The sequence below is a fragment of the Klebsiella sp. R445 genome, from assembly GCF_051131755.1.
Lineage (GTDB): Bacteria > Pseudomonadota > Gammaproteobacteria > Enterobacterales > Enterobacteriaceae > Klebsiella > Klebsiella lignicola.
In genome coordinates this window covers 3,270,491-3,287,686 of record NZ_CP180446.1, presented here as the reverse complement: position 1 = coordinate 3,287,686, position 17,196 = coordinate 3,270,491, and the positions used below count along the sequence as shown (strand labels likewise).

General features: G+C 57.3%; 13 protein-coding genes and 1 tRNA gene. 7 read left to right on the top strand and 7 right to left on the bottom strand.

From position 1 onward, the window contains the following. Positions 1 to 99: 99 nt before the first annotated feature. The 4 genes from ACMYSN_RS15350 (at position 100) to ACMYSN_RS15335 (ending at position 6,513) form a co-directional block, all read left to right on the top strand. Positions 100 to 1,491: a nucleobase:cation symporter-2 family protein gene (locus tag ACMYSN_RS15350; RefSeq protein ID WP_123757084.1), complete on the top strand. Its 1,392-nt coding sequence runs from the start codon at positions 100 to 102 to the stop codon at positions 1,489 to 1,491. A 157-nt stretch (positions 1,492 to 1,648) separates the two neighbouring features. Then, positions 1,649 to 3,358, top strand: a complete 1,710-nt coding sequence (locus ACMYSN_RS15345) for an AsmA family protein (RefSeq protein WP_462495379.1) — start codon at positions 1,649 to 1,651, stop codon at positions 3,356 to 3,358. A gap of 202 nt (positions 3,359 to 3,560) precedes the next feature. Then, on the top strand, positions 3,561 to 5,120 hold the full coding sequence (locus ACMYSN_RS15340) for a PTS transporter subunit EIIC (RefSeq protein ID WP_123757082.1): 1,560 nt from the start codon (positions 3,561 to 3,563) through the stop codon (positions 5,118 to 5,120). A gap of 13 nt (positions 5,121 to 5,133) precedes the next feature. Then, positions 5,134 to 6,513 (top strand): family 4 glycosyl hydrolase, encoded by a 1,380-nt coding sequence (locus tag ACMYSN_RS15335; protein WP_462495378.1) that lies wholly within the window; start codon positions 5,134 to 5,136, stop codon positions 6,511 to 6,513. 79 nt (positions 6,514 to 6,592) lie between these two features. On the opposite strand, the gene ACMYSN_RS15330 is transcribed toward ACMYSN_RS15335, so the two are convergent. The 3 genes from ACMYSN_RS15330 to ACMYSN_RS15320 form a co-directional block, all read right to left on the bottom strand. Further along, positions 6,593 to 7,324: a MurR/RpiR family transcriptional regulator gene (locus ACMYSN_RS15330; RefSeq protein WP_462495377.1), complete on the bottom strand. Its 732-nt coding sequence runs from the start codon at positions 7,322 to 7,324 to the stop codon at positions 6,593 to 6,595. Positions 7,325 to 7,482: 158 nt separating this feature from the next. After that, positions 7,483 to 9,801, bottom strand: coding sequence for an alpha-xylosidase (yicI, locus tag ACMYSN_RS15325; protein WP_462495376.1), 2,319 nt, complete (start codon positions 9,799 to 9,801; stop codon positions 7,483 to 7,485). 160 nt (positions 9,802 to 9,961) lie between these two features. Next, the gene (locus tag ACMYSN_RS15320; protein WP_123757078.1) at positions 9,962 to 11,356 is read right to left on the bottom strand and encodes a glycoside-pentoside-hexuronide family transporter; all 1,395 of its coding nucleotides are present in this window, start codon (positions 11,354 to 11,356) and stop codon (positions 9,962 to 9,964) included. A gap of 292 nt (positions 11,357 to 11,648) precedes the next feature. Between ACMYSN_RS15320 and ACMYSN_RS15315 the strand changes: the two genes are divergently transcribed. Further along, positions 11,649 to 11,743, top strand: a tRNA-Sec gene (locus tag ACMYSN_RS15315). Positions 11,744 to 11,832: 89 nt separating this feature from the next. Here ACMYSN_RS15315 and ACMYSN_RS15310 read toward each other — a convergent pair. Next, positions 11,833 to 12,408 (bottom strand): PIN domain-containing protein, encoded by a 576-nt coding sequence (locus tag ACMYSN_RS15310; protein WP_462495375.1) that lies wholly within the window; start codon positions 12,406 to 12,408, stop codon positions 11,833 to 11,835. Beyond that, positions 12,408 to 12,863, bottom strand: coding sequence for a helix-turn-helix domain-containing protein (locus ACMYSN_RS15305; RefSeq protein WP_462495374.1), 456 nt, complete (start codon positions 12,861 to 12,863; stop codon positions 12,408 to 12,410). Before ACMYSN_RS15305 ends, ACMYSN_RS15310 begins: the two co-directional genes overlap by 1 nt. A 264-nt stretch (positions 12,864 to 13,127) precedes the next feature. On the opposite strand from ACMYSN_RS15305, the gene ACMYSN_RS15300 reads away from it, so the two are divergent. After that, positions 13,128 to 14,135, top strand: a complete 1,008-nt coding sequence (locus ACMYSN_RS15300; RefSeq protein ID WP_462495373.1) for a zinc-binding alcohol dehydrogenase family protein — start codon at positions 13,128 to 13,130, stop codon at positions 14,133 to 14,135. Positions 14,136 to 14,364: 229 nt separating this feature from the next. Further along, a complete protein-coding gene (locus ACMYSN_RS15295) occupies positions 14,365 to 15,414 on the top strand; it encodes an NAD(P)-dependent alcohol dehydrogenase (RefSeq protein WP_462495372.1) in 1,050 nt (349 codons plus the stop codon). Here the strand turns inward: ACMYSN_RS15295 and ACMYSN_RS15290 are convergent. Together ACMYSN_RS15290 and ACMYSN_RS15285 are read right to left on the bottom strand one after the other, a co-directional pair. After that, a complete protein-coding gene (locus ACMYSN_RS15290; protein WP_462495371.1) occupies positions 15,411 to 16,364 on the bottom strand; it encodes a GlxA family transcriptional regulator in 954 nt (317 codons plus the stop codon). The two genes, ACMYSN_RS15295 and ACMYSN_RS15290, sit on opposite strands and share 4 nt — an antisense overlap. A gap of 25 nt (positions 16,365 to 16,389) precedes the next feature. Beyond that, the gene (locus ACMYSN_RS15285) at positions 16,390 to 17,169 is read right to left on the bottom strand and encodes an MBL fold metallo-hydrolase (protein WP_462495370.1); all 780 of its coding nucleotides are present in this window, start codon (positions 17,167 to 17,169) and stop codon (positions 16,390 to 16,392) included. Positions 17,170 to 17,196: the final 27 nt, after the last annotated feature.

Genomic DNA, 17,196 nt, shown 5'->3' with positions numbered 1-17,196 from the left:
GTTTTTTGTATAAAAATTTCCCGCCAAAGAGTGGCAAACGTTTGCTTTTGTACTACAGTCCGATAAAATTCCCGCTTTGATACTTTGGGAATGCTTGTGATGTCCGTTAATACCGCCGAGTCAGAAGTTGCGCAACCGGTTGCGTCGAAAACAACCAGCGAATTAATCTACCGTCTCGAAGACCGTCCGCCTTTACCACAAACCCTGTTTGCCGCCTTTCAGCACCTGCTGGCAATGTTTGTTGCGGTCATCACACCAGCGTTACTCATCTGCCAGGCGCTGGGCCTTCCGGCTCAGGATACCCAGCACATCATCAGCATGTCGCTGTTCGCTTCCGGCGTGGCATCCATCATCCAGATTAAAGCCTGGGGCCCGGTCGGCTCCGGCCTGCTCTCCATCCAGGGCACCAGTTTTAACTTCGTCGCCCCGCTGATTATGGGCGGCACCGCGCTAAAAACCGGCGGCGCCGACGTGCCAACGATGATGGCGGCGCTGTTCGGCACCCTGATGCTGGCAAGTTGCACAGAAATGGTCATTTCCCGCGTGCTGCACCTGGCGCGGCGGGTGATCACCCCGCTGGTCTCCGGCGTGGTGGTGATGATTATCGGCCTGTCGCTGATTCAGGTCGGCCTGACCTCGATTGGCGGCGGCTACGCTGCCATGGCGGACCATACTTTTGGCGCGCCGAAAAACCTGCTGCTGGCGGGCATCGTGCTGGCGCTGATTATTATTCTTAACCGTCAACGCAATCCGTACCTGCGCATTGCGTCGCTGGTGATCGCCATGGCGGCGGGCTATCTGGCAGCCTGGCTGCTCGATATGCTGCCGGCCAATGCCGCTCCGGCCAACGACAGCCTGATCATGGTTCCAACGCCGCTCTACTACGGCCTCGGCATTGACTGGAGCCTGCTGCTGCCGCTGATGCTGGTGTTTATGATTACCTCGCTGGAAACCATCGGCGATATCACCGCGACCTCCGACGTTTCCGAGCAGCCGGTATCCGGCCCACTGTATATGAAACGCCTGAAAGGCGGCGTGCTGGCGAACGGCCTGAACTCCTTTGTTTCTGCCGTCTTCAACACCTTCCCGAACTCCTGTTTTGGCCAGAATAACGGTGTGATCCAACTGACTGGCGTAGCCAGCCGCTATGTCGGTTTTGTGGTGGCGCTGATGCTGATCGTGCTCGGCCTGTTCCCGGCAGTCAGCGGCTTTGTGCAGCACATTCCTGAGCCGGTACTGGGCGGCGCCACGCTGGTGATGTTCGGTACCATCGCCGCGTCCGGCGTGCGTATCGTCTCCCGCGAGCCGCTGAACCGTCGCGCGATCCTGATTATCGCCCTGTCGCTGGCCGTCGGTCTCGGCGTGTCCCAGCAGCCACTGATTTTGCAGTTCGCCCCTGACTGGTTGAAGAACCTGCTCTCCTCCGGGATTGCTGCCGGCGGTATTACGGCGATTGTGCTGAACCTGGTCTTCCCGCCAGAGAAAAACTGATCCTGCCTTAACTTCCCCGGTCGCATTCGGCGGCCGGGGCCACCTGCGAATGACGCCTGCGGTAACCTCACATCATCTGATTACACAATTCCTGTCTTGAGGATTGCGCATAATTCGGGCATAACAGCCTTATGTGCCTCGCTCAGGATGTAAGACCATGAAATTGCCTGGAAAGTTACTGCTCTGGCTGCTGACCGCCCTGCTGGTCGCGATCGTCGCCGCCTGGTTCCTGCTGCAGACCCATTGGGGCGCGCGTCAGGCCAGCGCCTGGCTGAGTGACGGCACCGGCTGGCAGGTCTCCTTCGACGAGATGGACCACGACTTCTCTTCGCCGCTGCATCTGCAGCTGCAAAATGTGACGTTCGGGCGCGACGGCAAGCCGCCGACGCTGGTCGCCAAAACGGTCGATATTGGCTTCAGTACCCGCCAGTTCAGCGACCCGCTGCACGCCGACGAGATTGTGCTGAGCGACGGGACATTAAACCTTTCCCCCTCTTCCGCCTCCTTACCTTTTGCCGCCGACCGCCTGCAGTTGCGCAATATGGCGTTTAACAGCCCGGAAACCGGCTGGGAGCTGAGCGCCCAGCGCGTCACCGGCGGCGTCAGCCCCTGGGCACCGGAAGCGGGTAATGTACTGGGCAAAAAGGCGCAGATTCAGATGAGCGCCGGTTCGTTGACCCTCAACGGCGTTGATGCCAGCAACGTGCTGATTCAGGGCAGCCTCGATAACGGCGAGGTGACGCTCTCCACCCTCGGCGCCGATGTCGCGCGCGGGACGCTGACCGGCAACGCCAGACGCAACGCCGACGGCAGCTGGTTGGTGGATAACCTGCAACTCAACGAAATTCGTCTGCAGAGCGATAAATCACTGGCGGACTTCTTCACCCCGCTGACCAGCATTCCTTCGCTGCAAATTGGCCGCCTCGATATGACCGATGCGCGCCTGCAGGGGCCGGACTGGGCGGTGACGGACCTCGACCTTAACCTGCGGAACCTGACCCTGAGCCACGGCGACTGGCAGAGCGAAGAGGGAACCCTGTCGATGAATGCCAGCGAGTTCATTAACGGCTCGCTGCATCTGCTCGACCCGATCGCCAATGCCGAATTTTCACCTCAGGGGATTGCCCTGCGCCAGTTTACGTCGCGCTGGGAAGGGGGAATGGTGCGCACCTCCGGTAACTGGTTGCGCGCCGGTAACGCGCTGGTGCTGGATGACGCCGCCTTTGCCGGGCTGGAGTACACCCTTCCTGAAAACTGGAAACAGCTGTGGATGGAGCCGCTGCCAGCATGGCTGCAAAGCCTGACGCTGAAGAAATTCAGCGCCAGCCGTAACCTGGTGATCGACATCGATCCTACCTTCCCGTGGCAGATCACCGCCCTGGACGGTTACGGTGGCGAATTGCAGCTGGTGAAAGATCGTCGCTGGGGCGTCTGGAACGGCAACGCCACGCTGAACGCCGCTGCCGCCACCTTTAACCGCGTGGATGTCCGCCGTCCTTCGTTAAAACTGAGCGCCAACGCTTCCACGGTCAATATCAGTGAACTGAGCGCCTTTACCGAGCGCGGTATTCTGCAGGCCACCGCGGCGGTGTCGCAGCTTCCCCAGCGCCAGGTCACCCTGAGCCTGAACGGCCGTGGCGTGCCGCTGAATATTCTGCAGCAGTGGGGCTGGCCGGCCTTGCCGATTACCGGCGATGGTAACTTCCAGCTGACCGCCGGCGGCAGCGTGCTGGCAGAGGCACCGCTGAAACCTACGGTAAGCGGCCAGCTCAGCGCGGTGAATATGGACAAACAGCCGGTTGCGCAGACCATGCACAACGGCGAGGTCACGACCGCCCAGGCCGCACCAGCCCCTATCGCCCCTTAAGTCCGTCTTCCTTCAGCCTTCTCCCAACCGGGAGAAGGCCTCTCACCCTGTCCCGTCACCGAAACCTGTTGCCATATTGCGGCTGTTTGTACCTATTTCCCGCAACCTGTTCCTTTCAAATAGCGGAATTGCTATAACAAAAATACTGGAAGTAAAAAAAATAATTAAAGTCCCTGTACCTACAAAAATAAAAGGAACAACTATGTCTGTAATACGTCAACATGCTCTGGAGAATATGCAAAAATTCTCCAGAGCAATGATCGGTGCAGTATTGTTCTTGCCGGTTATCGGTTTAATTCTGGCACTCAGCTCTGTCTTAACCAACCCCACATTAATTTCTGAAACCAGTTTTTTACATCAGCTGGGGCAGTTACTCGGCGATACCTTCTGGCCATTATTCGGCAATCTCGGATTACTGTTTTGCGTCGGTATTAGCTACGGCCTGGCAAAAGATAAAAAAACCGAAGTGGCGCTGGTTTCCGTGATGTGTTTTATCATGTTTCTGGGCGCCAACCATTCGTGGCTGGAGCATACTCACGGCATTGCCGAAAAAATTAATGGCGAATATTACGGCACCGGCCAGACGCAGCTCTTAGGGTTTGTGGTGGTCGATATGGGGGTTTTCCTCGGCATTATTCTCGGCTGCACTATCGCCTGGGTCCATAATAAAGTCTCAACCATTGAACTGCCCGGCGCGCTGTCGATGTACGGCGGTGCCAAGCTGACGTTAGTGGCCATGACGCCGGTGATCATCTTCTATGCTATCGCCTTCACCTGGATCTGGCCGTTTATGACTCACGGCATTGCGGCACTAACCGGGTTTATGAAAAATGCCGGCGTCGCGGGCGTCTTCGTCTACGGCTTCTTTGAAAAATTCCTCATCCCGACCGGCCTGCACCATTTCGTGTGGTCCCCGTTCCAGTTAACCCAAATCGGCGGCACCCTGAACGTTGACGGCCAGGTGGTGTCCGGTACCCAGGCCATTTTCCTCGCCTATATGCGCCATCCGGATCTGACCCCGGTGATGAACGACGCCCTGCGCTTCTCCCAGCAGGGGATGACCACGATTTTCGGCCTTGCCGGAGCCTCACTGGCGTTCTACCACACCGCGAAACCCGAGAAGAAAATGCTGGCCAAAGCGATTCTGCTGCCCGCCATTATCACCTCAATGCTGACCGGTATTACCGAGCCCATCGAGTTCACCTTCCTGTTTGTTTCACCGCTGCTGTGGGTTATTCACGCCACGCTAACCGCCGCATCCCAGGCAATTTGCGACATCTTTACCGTTCGTCCATGGGGCGCGTCGGGGTTGATCGAATTCCTGATTTATAACCTGCCACTGCCCGTTTCATTAACACGCTGGCCTGGCTATGTGCTGATCGGTATCGGCCAGTTTGCCGTCTACTATGTTATTTTCCGCACTCTGGTGGTTAAGCTGAACCTGAAAACGCCGGGCCGCGAAGATGATGAAAACGTGAAGTTATATAGCAAAGCCGATTATCGCCAGAAGATGAATGATAAGTCGGCGGTGACAGATGAAATTATTAATGGCTTAGGTGGCAAAGATAATATTATTTCCGTGGACAATTGTTTTACCCGCCTGCGGGTTGCCATACGCAATATGGATCTGGTTGACGATGTCATATTAAAAAGCACCGGGGCTAACGGCGTCGTGCGCAACAGAAATGAAGTACAGGTTATTTATGGCGTCAAAGTGGGACAGGTTCGTTCCCGGGTTGATAGCTGGCTAGCAGAAAATTAATCAGGAGTTATTTATGAAATTAACCGTATTAGGCGGGGGCGGCGTTCGCTCTGCGTTCCTGGCAAAGTCACTGGCTTATAACGCGCACCGCATTGGTTTAACGGAAGTGGTATTTCTCGACAGCTCCGCAGATAACCTGGCCATCTTTGGTGAGATCGCCCGCTATGTGTTTCAGGCTATCCGCCCGGATATTCATTTTAGTATTACCCGCGATCCGGTCGCGGCGCTGACCGATACTAACTACGTCATTACCACCCTGCGGGTGGGCGGCGATGAGAGCCGTATTCGCGATGAGCGTATTGCGCTGGAGCATAATACGTTGGGCCAGGAGACCACCGGTGCCGGCGGTTTTGCCATGGCGATGCGTTCGATACCGGCGATTCTTGACTACTGCCGCCTGATCGAAGAGCACGCCGCCGACGATGCGATTCTGTTTAACTTCACCAATCCGTCAGGGCTGGTGACCGAAGCGATTATCAAGTCAGGCTTTAAGCGCCGCGTGTACGGTATCTGCGATGCGCCATCGGAGCTGATCCGCGAGCTGCCGGAGATTCTGGGCTGCGACGAACGTGACCTTGGCGTCGAGTGCTATGGCCTGAACCATTTCTCCTGGTTTACCCACTTCACGGTGCGCGGGGAAGACGTGACCGAACGACTGATCGCCAGCCCGGACCTGTACCGTAAAACGGCGATGCAGTATTTCTCGCCGGAGCTGGTTGCGCTGTGTGATAACCAGCTGCTGAACGAATATCTCTATTACTACTACTACCGCGAAGTGGCATTAAAGGCGATTCAGGACGCGCCGGAAACCCGCGGCGAGCAGATCGCCCGCATCAACCGCGATATGCGCGATGAGCTGCACACCGTGGATGTCCATACCAACCCGGAAGCGGCGTTTAATATCTGGATGAAGCACTACCTGCGCCGGGAAAATAGCTATATGCAAAATGAGTCCCAGCAGGAGAAATTCCATACCCGCGAACCGCTCACCCTGCAGCAGTTTATCGAAGAGCCGGATACCGGCGGCTACGCGGGCGTGGCGCTGGATATACTGGAGGCGGTCAACAGCACCACCACCAAGCGTATTGTCGTATCGATATCCAACAACAACACCCTCGATTTTTTACGCCCTGATGACGTCATTGAGATCAGCTGCGATCTGAGCAGAGAGGGTCTGAAGCCGGTCACCCCAGCACAGGTGCCAACGGCGCAGAAGAACATGATCGCCAGCGTCAAAGAGTATGAACGTCTGGCGGTGGCGGCAATTCTGCAGCGGGATAAATCGCTGGCGATCCGGGCGCTGATGGCTCATCCGCTGGTCGGTTCCTGGTCGCTGGCGCAGAAGCTGGCTAACGCCTACCTCGACGATAAGCTGTTTGCCGACTGGCAATAACGCCCCCTCCCGGTGGCGCTGCGCTGACCGGGCTACCGGCTCAGCACTATGTTGTGACCTTGTAGCCCGGACAGGCGCGTTAAGCGCCGCCTCCGGGGATCCCCATCTGCATAAACCACATCTTCAGAAAGCGCTCAAAACCTAATATGCAGTAGCCGAAAAACGGGTTGCTCCAGTAAATATCATCATCAAATTTCTGCGGGTCGTGGATAATGAACGCGGTATCCGCCGCCTGGGCCAGCGGGCTTTGATAATCGCCGGTAAAGCAGACCAGGTTAATCTCCTTGCCCTCCAGCGCCTTCACCCAATTTAGTGCCGAACTGCTGCGTCCTGATTTAGAAATTATCCAGATCGAGTCAAATTTGGCGGCGTTCTTTTGCTCGAGAATTTCATAATCCGGCCACAGCGCGAGGCTGGCATTTACGCCGGTCACCAGAAACTTATTATAAATATATTGGGCAATCAGCTGCGAAAAGCCGCTGCCGTGGATCAGGATACGATGCTGCTGAAGGCTTTCCAGCAGCGGGGTGACCCGCTCAGCCGGGAGAATGCTCATATAGTCGATATCATTGGTGACATCGAGCTTAGGCATCGTAATATTGAATTTGATGAAATAGACCAGCTCCAGCCAGCCGCTGAACTTGAGCTTCTTTGCCAGGCGCACCAGCGACGAAGGATTGCTGTAGCAGCGCTCGGCAACGGTGCGGATCCCCTCCCGCACACACTGTTCAGGATCGTTCTGAATAAAGCGCAGGACGGTCATTTCGGTTTTGTTCAGCTTCACGTCACGAAAGATATTTTCTACATCCATTCCTGGCTCCTCTCAGCGGCAGCGTACGCTATCACCGAACGGCGGCACTGTCTGTGGGATCAATCACCGGAATGAAACAAACGTTACTTTCTTAGATAAAATGGAATAAAAAAACCCTCTCCGACAACGAAGAGGGCCTCAGGCGTTAACGAATTCACTCACAACATAATGGTCAACGCGTTGCCCTGCGCGGCCACCACCACGCCCAGCTCACTGCCCGTTTGCGTACCGCCCTGCACTCCGGCAACCTGCGCAATATTACGCAGGCAAAGCGTCCAGTTGCTGGCCGTACCGTCGCCGCTAACGGCGATCGTGTTGCCCTGACGTTTCGCCCGCAGAGTGAAGACCACCGTGCCGTCCGCCGCCGGGAGCTGGCAAACTGCCTGATGACCGTCCGCCAGATGGAACAGCTGGAAGGCGGTGCCTTCGTTCCAGGCGTAATCCGGTTTCTGGTTGTTATTGCCCAGCGCCAGCAAGGTATTCTCGCGCACGTACACCGGCAGGCTCAGCACATCATGAGTCTGTTTAAGCCAGCGGCTGCCCTGCGCTTCATCGTTGTGCCACAGGTGCGTCCAGCGGCCTTCCGGCAGGTAGAACTGCACCTCACCCGCTTCGCTAAACACCGGTGCCACCAGGACCGAATCCCCCAGCATGTACTGACGATCCAGATAGTCGCAGGCCGGGTCGTCCGGGAACTCGAGCATCATCGAACGCAGCATCGGCGTCCCGCACTCGCTGGCCAGTGCCGCCTGGCGATAGAGATACGGCATCATGCGGCATTTCAGCTGCGTGAAGTGGCGCACCACATCGCAGGATTCATCGTCATAAGCCCATGGCACCCGATAGGATTTGCTGCCATGCAGCCGGCTGTGGCTGGAGAGCAGACCGAACGCGCACCAGCGCTTGTAGACATGGGCGGGCGCGGTGTTCTCGAAGCCCCCGATATCGTGGCTCCAGAAGCCAAAGCCGGACATGCCGATCGATAATCCACCGCGCAGGCTCTCTGCCATCGATTCGTAGTTGGCGTAGCAGTCGCCGCCCCAGTGCACCGGGAACTGTTGCGCGCCCACCGAGGCGGAGCGGGCGAACAGTACCGCCTCTTGCTCGCCGACGGTCTCTTTCAGCACGTTCCACACCAGTTCGTTGTAGATAAAGGCGTAGTGGTTATGCATTTTCTGCGGATCGGCACCGTCGAACCACTGCACGTCGGTCGGGATACGCTCGCCAAAGTCGGTTTTGAAGCAGTCAACGCCGATATCTATCAGGCCTTTCAGCTTATCGGCGTACCACTGGCAGGCTTCCGGGTTAGTGAAATCATAGATCGCCAGACCCGGCTGCCACTTATCCCACTGCCAGAGCGAGCCGTCCGGGCGCTTGAGCAGATAGCCCTTCTCTTTCAGCTCTTTAAACACCGGCGAGCGCTGGCCAATGTAGGGATTAATCCACACGCAGACCTTCAGCCCTTTCTCTTTCAGCCGTTTGATCATCCCTTCCGGGTCCGGGAAAGTCAGCGGATCCCACTCGAAATCGCACCACTGGAAGGCTTTCATCCAGAAGCAGTCGAAGTGGAACACGTGCAGCGGCAGGTTACGCTCCGCCATTCCGTCGATAAAGCTGTTCACCGTCGCTTCGTCATAGTTGGTGGTGAACGAGGTGGTCAGCCACAGGCCAAAGGACCAGGCCGGCGGCAGCGCCGGGCGCCCGGTAAAGCGGGTGTAGCGGTCGAGCACCGCTTTCGGCGTCGGGCCATCGATAACGAAATACTCGAGATACTCGCCTTCCACGCTGAACTGCACCTTAGAGACCTTCTCCGACCCGACCTCAAAGGAGACGCGCTGCGGATGGTTGACCAGCACGCCGTAGCCACGGTTGGTCAGATAAAACGGGATATTTTTGTAGGACTGCTCGGTACTGGTGCCGCCATCTTCGTTCCAGGTTTCTACGGTTTGTCCGTTGCGAACCAGGGCGGTAAAACGCTCTCCGAGCCCGTAAACGGTTTCACCAACGCCAAGATCGAGGCGTTCAAACAGGTAATTACGGTTGGTGTTCGTATCCTGCACGTAGCCGTTGTTTTTCAGCTGGCTTCCGGTAATGCGTACGCCGTTGCGCAAGAAATCCAGCGCCCAGAACTCCCCTTTGGTCACCCGCACGCTCAGGTTACCGCTTTTCAGCTCGGCGAACGCTGCGGTGTTTTGTATCTCAACGTCGACATCGGGAAGGACATTCAGCGGATAGTGCGGGCCGTTATCCAGCGCCCCCTGGAAATGCTCCATCCGCACGCCGATGATGCCCTCCTGCGGGGAGAAAAAGCGCAGGGTAAACAGCGGAGTATCCAGCTGCCAGGTGCGCTCTCGGACGTCACGCGGAGCGGCATAGACCACCATCTCATTGCCCTGCTGTTCCACCTCGTAGACCTGTACGGGTTGGATCAGATTGAGTCCCGGTTGAATAAGCCAGTTTCCATCACTGATTTTCATTAAAACGTCCTCTTAGGGCCTATCTCAGTAGGCGTACATTGTTGCAGCCAGTTTGGCCACGGACAGCGCGGAACCACCGGAACGTACACGCAGTACGTGAGGATGGTGAGCACTGCCCAGGGCCAAAATGGCAAATAAAATAGCCTAATGCGCCAGGCTCTTAGTTTTGCAATTCTTTGCCGATCGGGGCTGAAGCGAAATCTTGTTCGTTACGACGTGCGCCCTGGGCCAGTTCGGCCATGATTTTTACCAGGAACGGCGTTTTCAGCGTGTAGTAGCGTTTGGCGATAACCGCGCTCAGCGCATAGCAGACTGCCGGTACGAGGGTAAAGAGCGCGATGATAATAGTGATGGTCGCACCATTCTGGGTTTTGGCCGCCGCATCATAGCCACCGCCGGCCAGCATCCAGCCAATCATCGCGCCGCCCAATGCCAGACCAAGCTTGAGTACAAACAGGGTGCCCGCGAAGCTGATGCCCGTCAGCCGTTTGCCGTTGCACCATTCGCCGTAGTCAACGGTGTCGGACATCATCACCCACTGAATAGGCGTGACCAGCTGGTGCAGAACGCCAATCGCGAAGATAAAGACGAACATGGTGATTTCTGCATCGATCGGCACGAAGAACATCGCCACGCTCAGCACCGCCAGAATCGCGTTGGTCCACCAGAACACGCTGACTTTGCATTTCCAGTCCGTGAGCGGTTTTGCCAGCGCCGAGCCAATCAGGTTGCCGACGCAGTAGGTGGTCAGGAAGACGGTAAACAGCGCCGCTGAGCCCATGATCCAGGTGGTGTAGTACATCATGGCGCCACCGCGGACGCAGACTGCGAGGATATTCAGGATGGTCAGCACGCCAACCACACGCCACTGGTCGTTGCGCCAGATGTCGCGCAGGTCTTCACGCATGGAGGTGGTGCTCGGCGGTGCCTGCACGCGCTCTTTAGTGGTGAAGAAGCAGAAGGTCAGCATCAGGAAGGCGATGACGGAGAGCACCGCAATGCCGCCCTGGAAGCCAAACGCTTTGTCGTCGCCGCCAATAAAGTTGACCAGCGGCATCATCAGTACGGTAGAGAGCATGCCGCCCGCCGTTGCCAGCACGAAGCGCCAGGACTGCAGCGAGATACGCTGGGTGGGGTTATCGGTAATGACGCCGCCCAGCGCGCAGTAGGGAATATTCACCACGGTATAGAGCAGGGTCAGCAGGGTATAGGTGACGGCGGCATAGATTAGTTTGCCGTTGTGGCTGAGGTCCGGTGAGCTGTAGGCCAGTACGCAGACCAGGCCAAACGGGATCGCGCCGAAGAGGATCCACGGGCGGAATTTCCCCCAGCGGCTGCGGGTACGGTCGGCGAGCAGCCCCATGCAGGGGTCAGAAATCGCGTCCAACGCACGGGCCAGCAGGAACATGGTGCCAACAAAACCAGCGGGAATACCAAAAATATCGGTGTAGAAAAACATCATGTACAACATGACGTTATCAAAAATGATATGGCTGGCGGCATCACCCATACCGTAGCCAATCTTCTCTTTGACGGACAATATATGTTCTTTCATGTGCGCACTCTTCCCCAAACGGTATCACGGGTTGGTACCGGTTACAGAATTTGTAAACGATCCGCTGAGTAAGATGAATTGCGATATCTCGTTATCAAATTATGTTTCTTGTTTTCTGTGATCGCGGTAGGACGAATGCAGACGAAAAAGTGTAACCCTCGGATTTCGAAAGGGTTTATGTAAGACTGTTCTGTAATGTCCAGTTTTAACAGTAAAAAAGTGCGTTTAGGTATGTGGTAAATGGCGGAAAGTAGCTATAATGCGCCCCGCCTCCATGTAGCAATCGAGGCGCGGAAGATCGTCATCTCCGGTGAGGTGGCTGGACTTCAAATCCAGTTGGGGCCGCCAGCGGTCCCGGGCAGGTTCAACTCCTGTGATCTTCCGCCAGTTTGCTCCCCCTGGTTAGTCCTCCGTCGTACACCACACGAATCAATCATCTAAATATCAATGCGTTATTGATAGTCGTTTTTATCGATTTAAATGGCGTACGGATAATTCATCAGCGCTTTCACCGTCATGGGCAATCCCTGCTTTAACAGCATCGTGAGGTACTCATCTACCGTCATCGGTGGATTTTTTAGGGACTGCCGCTGACGCCTCACGGCTTCAAGTGCCAGGGCATGATTGAGGTCGAATAAATCAGAAATAAAGACATCAGGGTGAAGCGCTTCTATTTCAAAGGGGCGCAGTACTTCTGGCGGAAAGTCTTTGTGGTTCAGCGTGACGATAATTTCAGCTTTGGCTCTTATTGCTGCTGCCAGCACATGCCTGTCGTGGGGATCGGGCATTTCCAGGCCCTTTATCAATCCCTTATATCCCGTCACATTGGCATCTGGTAAAGCAGAATTCATCAGTTTGACGGTCCGCTGAAGCGTCTGGGACGGGATGTCTGGCCGATTAGCGATCAGGTTCCTGCACCATTCATCCTGAATAGCATGGCTCCATTTAGGCTGATAGAGCCCGGCAATCCCCAGGTGCATCAGCAAATCCCTGAGTCGCGCCGGATATAACACACACGCATCTAAAATCACCGGGTATGGTGAATGTCGCATTAATACATCCCTAAATCCTGCGCCTGATCGGCCAGCGACTGCATCGCGTCCAGGCTCTCCTGTTCCCTGCGTTTTTTATACGCCATAAGATCGGCGAACAACACCCGGCGATGCCGACCCGTTTTGTGAAATGGAAGCTGCCTCGCTTCCAGCAGCTTCACCATATGCGGGCGGGAGACATTCAGTATATTTGCCGCCTCCTGCGTGGTCAGTTCGGCATGCACGGGAACGATCTGTACCGCATTACCGCAAGCCAGCTCCCCGAGGATATCCATCAGCAGCGTCAACGCGCTGGTCGGTAGTTCGATCGGATGGGCTTTATCGTCCTCGCCGAGGATGGCAATACGCTGTGTTTCCAGCCCGGTAGAAAGATAGGCGGCCAGTTCACGCTGCCCGCGCTGCGCAAGTTCGCTTTCCTGGCGATCGGGAAGGCTAATATTCGTCATTGTGGTCATATATTGGACTCCTCTGGATCACGTTGGCGAGTATATTCGAAATAATCGAAAGCTTCAATATTCGAAATAAACGAAAAACATCCCTCACTGACAGCCCCTGTATAACGAACTCAATGACGCCTTTCTACCTGAACCCACCCTCGCCCCCTGATTTTCACTTTTTGCATATAACTGTTATCGCCGCCGGGGCGTTTTTCCCCTTCTCCCACCGGTCTATCCTCGACGCATGCCATTGATAAACCCAATTCCTTCTGCGGAGAAAATATGAAAGCGATCGCCATTACCCGTGCCGCTACAGACGGCAGCAACCTCTCCTTTTTACGTGATATTGAGCTACCGGAGCCGGTTGCCGCAGGGCATGACCTGCTAATCGAAATCAAGGCCATTTCCGTCAACCCGGTGGATACCAAAGTCCGCGCCGGGTTTACGGGCGACACCCCGCGCGTGCTGGGCTGGGACGCGGTCGGGGTCGTCAAATCGGTCGGCGAAGCGGTCACGCTGTTCACGCCGGGGGATGAAGTCTGGTACGCCGGGGCACTGGGTCGGGCGGGAAGCAACAGCGAATTTCAGCTCGTCGATGAACGCCTGGTCGCGCTGAAGCCGCGCTCGCTGGATAACGCCTCTGCCGCCGCCCTGCCGCTGACCGCCATTACCGCATGGGAACTGCTGTTTGACCGGCTCGGCGTGCAGGAAGGTGGCAACAGCGGGGACACGCTGCTGATTGTTGGCGCGGCGGGAGGCGTCGGTTCGATTCTCACCCAGCTGGCCAGCAAACTGACCGGGATGACGGTGATCGGCACCGCCTCGCGGCCGGAAAGCCAGAAATGGGTACGTGATGCGGGCGCACACCATGTTATCGATCACAGCAAGCCGCTGAGCGAAGAGCTGGCGCGGATTGGGATCCCCGCGGTTACCCACGTCGCCAGCCTTAACAACACCGAACAGCATTACGCCCAGCTGATCGCCGCCCTCGCGCCGCAGGGTAAACTGGCGCTGATTGACGATCCGCAAACCCTCGACGCCCGGCCGCTGAAGGCCAAAAGCATCTCGCTGCATTGGGAATTTATGTTCACCCGCTCGATGTTCACCACGCCGGACATGATCGCCCAACACCAGTTGCTGACCCGGGTTGCCAGCCTGATTGACGACCAGACCATCAAAACTACCCTGGGCGAGCATTACGGGCCAATTAACACCAGCAACCTGCAAAAAGCCCATGCTCAGCTGGAAACCGGCCGCGCTGTCGGCAAAATCGTGCTGGAAGGATTTTAAGATGAGCCACGATGCGATCTCGATTACCTGACGCCAATCGAATAAGCCTTCCGCCATGACGGATCCCCTGCCACGCGGGGGATCCGTCATGGCGCCCCCTTTTTCTTTTTAACACTCTGAGCTAATCGCGCCACGCCCGGAGCTGACCAGGCTACGCTTACCGTTGCCAACAACGATTCGTTCCCCCCTCCGGTTTCTTCAGCTCGTACATTCAGAAAGAGGTTTCGCTATGCAGATCAACGCTATTGGTACGTACTCCGCCACCCAACCGCTGAAAGCAATGGCCATCTCACGCCGCGACCCAGGCCCTCATGATGTGCAGATCGCCATCGATTTCTGCGGCGTCTGCCACTCGGACCTGCACCAGGCCCGTTCCGAATGGGCCGGCACGCTCTACCCTTGCGTGCCGGGGCACGAAATCGTCGGCCAGGTCACCGCCATCGGCAATCAGGTCTCGGGATTCAGCGTCGGCGACCTGGTGGGCGTCGGCTGCATGGTCGACAGCTGCAAAGCGTGTGAAGAGTGCGAAGCAGGGCTGGAAAACTACTGCGACCACATGGTGCTGACCTACAACGGCCCGACGGCCGATGAGCCCGGACACACCCTCGGCGGCTATTCACAGCAGGTGGTGGTACACGAGCGCTATGTGCTGCACGTCCGCCATCCGAAAGCCCAACTTGCCGCCGTGGCGCCGCTGCTCTGCGCCGGGATCACCACCTATTCTCCGCTGCGCCACTGGAACGTCGGGCCGGGGAAAAAAGTCGGTATCGTTGGTATTGGCGGATTAGGACATATGGGGATCAAGTTGGCCCACGCCATGGGGGCCCACGTGGTGGCCTTTACCACCTCGGAATCCAAGCGTGAAGCGGCGAAAGAACTGGGTGCCGATGAGGTAGTGGTCTCGCGCAACGACGACGAAATGGCCGCGCACCTGAAAAGCTTCGATTTTATTCTTAACACCGTGGCGGCACCGCACAACCTCGATGCCTTCACCACGCTGCTCAAGCGCGACGGCACGCTGACCCTGGTCGGCGCCCCGGCCACCCCGCATCCGTCACCGGAAATCTTCAATTTAATCTACCGCCGTCGCGCGATTGCCGGCTCGATGATTGGCGGGATCCCGGAAACCCAGGAGATGCTCGACTTCTGCGCTGAACACGGCATCGTCGCCGATATCGAACTGATTCGCGGCGATCAGATCAACGAAGCCTGGGAGAGAATGGTCAAAGGGGACGTGAAGTACCGCTTCGTGATCGACAGCGCCACCCTCGCCGGTTAAGGGGCGCGCCGAAAGGTGCGTCGCCACTCCCTCGGGCTCACGCCGAAGCGGGATTTAAACTGCTGGCGCCAGGTAACGGCGGAACGGAAGCCCACCATTTCCGCCACCTGCTCCACCGGCATATCTCCCGCTTCAAGCAGAAGCTGGCTGCGCCGCAGACGCTCGGCGGTCAGCCAGTCGGCGATGCTCATGCCGGTGGCGTGGGCAAAATGGCGGGTGAGCGTCCGGCGGCTCATCGCCACCACCTGCGCCAGCGTGTCGAGGTTGTGCGGTTCGTGAATATGCTGCTGGAGATACTCCAGCAGACCATTAATCCGCGCATCGCGGGTGTTTTTCGGCACCGGCTGGGCAATAAACTGCGCCTGACCTCCCTCACGATGGGGCGGGACGATCAGCCGTCGGGCAATCTGGTTCGCCGCCAGGCTACCAAAACGCTGGCGGATAATGTACAGGCAGCAGTCCAGCGCCGCCGCCGTGCCCGCGGAGGTAATCATCCGCTGGTCATCCACGTACAGCGCGTTAATATCCAGCTGCACCTGGGGAAACAGCTGCTGAAACGCCTGCTCAAATTCCCAGTGGGTGGCGGCTCGTTTACCATCCAGCAGCCCGGCATAGCCCAACACAAAAGCACCAAGGCACAGGCCGACAATCTCCGCCCCCTGCTCTCTGGCCCGCACCAGGCTGTCCAGCAGCGACTGCGGCGGGCGCTGATGCACCGCGCCCCAGAACGGCACCACCACGATATCGGCCTGCTCAAGAGCCTTAAAATCGGCGCTGGCGTTCAGTGCAAAGCCGTCGCGGGCGGTCAACAATCCCGGCTGCTCGGCGCAAATCTGCAGGTTGAAACGCCGGGTGTCCGACACGCTGTCGCCAAACACCATGCAGGGAACCGAGTAGTGGAAAGGGCTAAAGCCATCCACGGCAACAATCGCGACATCGGTGAGTTTCATGGTGCCCTCCGTTCCCTGCAATACGTTAAAAGAAAAGACTTTCCCCATCCTGCGGGATGCTGACCGCATCGGCAATCTGATTGTCAGCCACATACTCACGCAGCTCCTCGCGGCTCAGCAGGCAGTGGTTAACCGCTTCGAGATGGATAGCCACAATGTGTGCCTCCGGCAACGTGAAATGCGCTTTCAGCACATCCTCTTTGCCCATGATAATCGGGCCAAAACCGATCACATGCGCGTATCCGGCATTCAGTACCACCACGTCAGGGTGCAGTCGCCGCATGTCGGCTTCAATCTCCGGGCGCCAGATGGTATCGCCCACCAGCCACAGAGTTTTCTCCTGCGGATGGCGGAACACCACGCCGCAGGCCTCACCCAGGCGCTCCGCCATGGCCGGTACCGCATAGGTACGGTCGCTACCGTGCTGCCCGGAGGTGGTTTTCTGCAGCGTCACCCCGTCAAACTCGCTGTGCTCAGACAGCAGACGAATATCGCTGAACCCCTGCCCACGCAGCAGCCCGGCATCGGCTTCATGCTGCACGAAAACCGGCAGCGCTTTCGGGATCGCGGCGATCGCCGCCTCGTCCCAGTGATCCTCGTGGGTGTGGGTGACGATCGCGGCATCGACATCCACCAGCGTAGCGACGGAAACAGGCAGCCCCACCAGCGGGTTACGTCGTTCGGCCCGGGCGGTGCCGGCAAATCCCGGCCAGGCGCCCTGATCCGCCAGCATCGGGTCAATCAGAAATTTTTTACCTGCATACTCAATCAGTTGCGTTGCATTACGAATGTGGGTCATTTTCACGATGTTCACTCCTCTTCACGGTCATCT

What these genes read in the sequence shown, in the direction of transcription:
- ACMYSN_RS15350 (WP_123757084.1), top strand. Translation starts at nt 100, where the DNA reads ATGTCCGTTAATACCGCCGAGTCAGAAGTTGCGCAACCGGTTGCGTCG.
- ACMYSN_RS15345 (WP_462495379.1), top strand. Translation starts at nt 1,649, where the DNA reads ATGAAATTGCCTGGAAAGTTACTGCTCTGGCTGCTGACCGCCCTGCTG.
- ACMYSN_RS15340 (WP_123757082.1), top strand. Translation starts at nt 3,561, where the DNA reads ATGTCTGTAATACGTCAACATGCTCTGGAGAATATGCAAAAATTCTCC.
- ACMYSN_RS15335 (WP_462495378.1), top strand. Translation starts at nt 5,134, where the DNA reads ATGAAATTAACCGTATTAGGCGGGGGCGGCGTTCGCTCTGCGTTCCTG.
- ACMYSN_RS15330 (WP_462495377.1), bottom strand. Translation starts at nt 7,324, where the DNA reads ATGGATGTAGAAAATATCTTTCGTGACGTGAAGCTGAACAAAACCGAA.
- yicI (WP_462495376.1), bottom strand. Translation starts at nt 9,801, where the DNA reads ATGAAAATCAGTGATGGAAACTGGCTTATTCAACCGGGACTCAATCTG.
- ACMYSN_RS15320 (WP_123757078.1), bottom strand. Translation starts at nt 11,356, where the DNA reads ATGAAAGAACATATATTGTCCGTCAAAGAGAAGATTGGCTACGGTATG.
- ACMYSN_RS15310 (WP_462495375.1), bottom strand. Translation starts at nt 12,408, where the DNA reads ATGCGACATTCACCATACCCGGTGATTTTAGATGCGTGTGTGTTATAT.
- ACMYSN_RS15305 (WP_462495374.1), bottom strand. Translation starts at nt 12,863, where the DNA reads ATGACCACAATGACGAATATTAGCCTTCCCGATCGCCAGGAAAGCGAA.
- ACMYSN_RS15300 (WP_462495373.1), top strand. Translation starts at nt 13,128, where the DNA reads ATGAAAGCGATCGCCATTACCCGTGCCGCTACAGACGGCAGCAACCTC.
- ACMYSN_RS15295 (WP_462495372.1), top strand. Translation starts at nt 14,365, where the DNA reads ATGCAGATCAACGCTATTGGTACGTACTCCGCCACCCAACCGCTGAAA.
- ACMYSN_RS15290 (WP_462495371.1), bottom strand. Translation starts at nt 16,364, where the DNA reads ATGAAACTCACCGATGTCGCGATTGTTGCCGTGGATGGCTTTAGCCCT.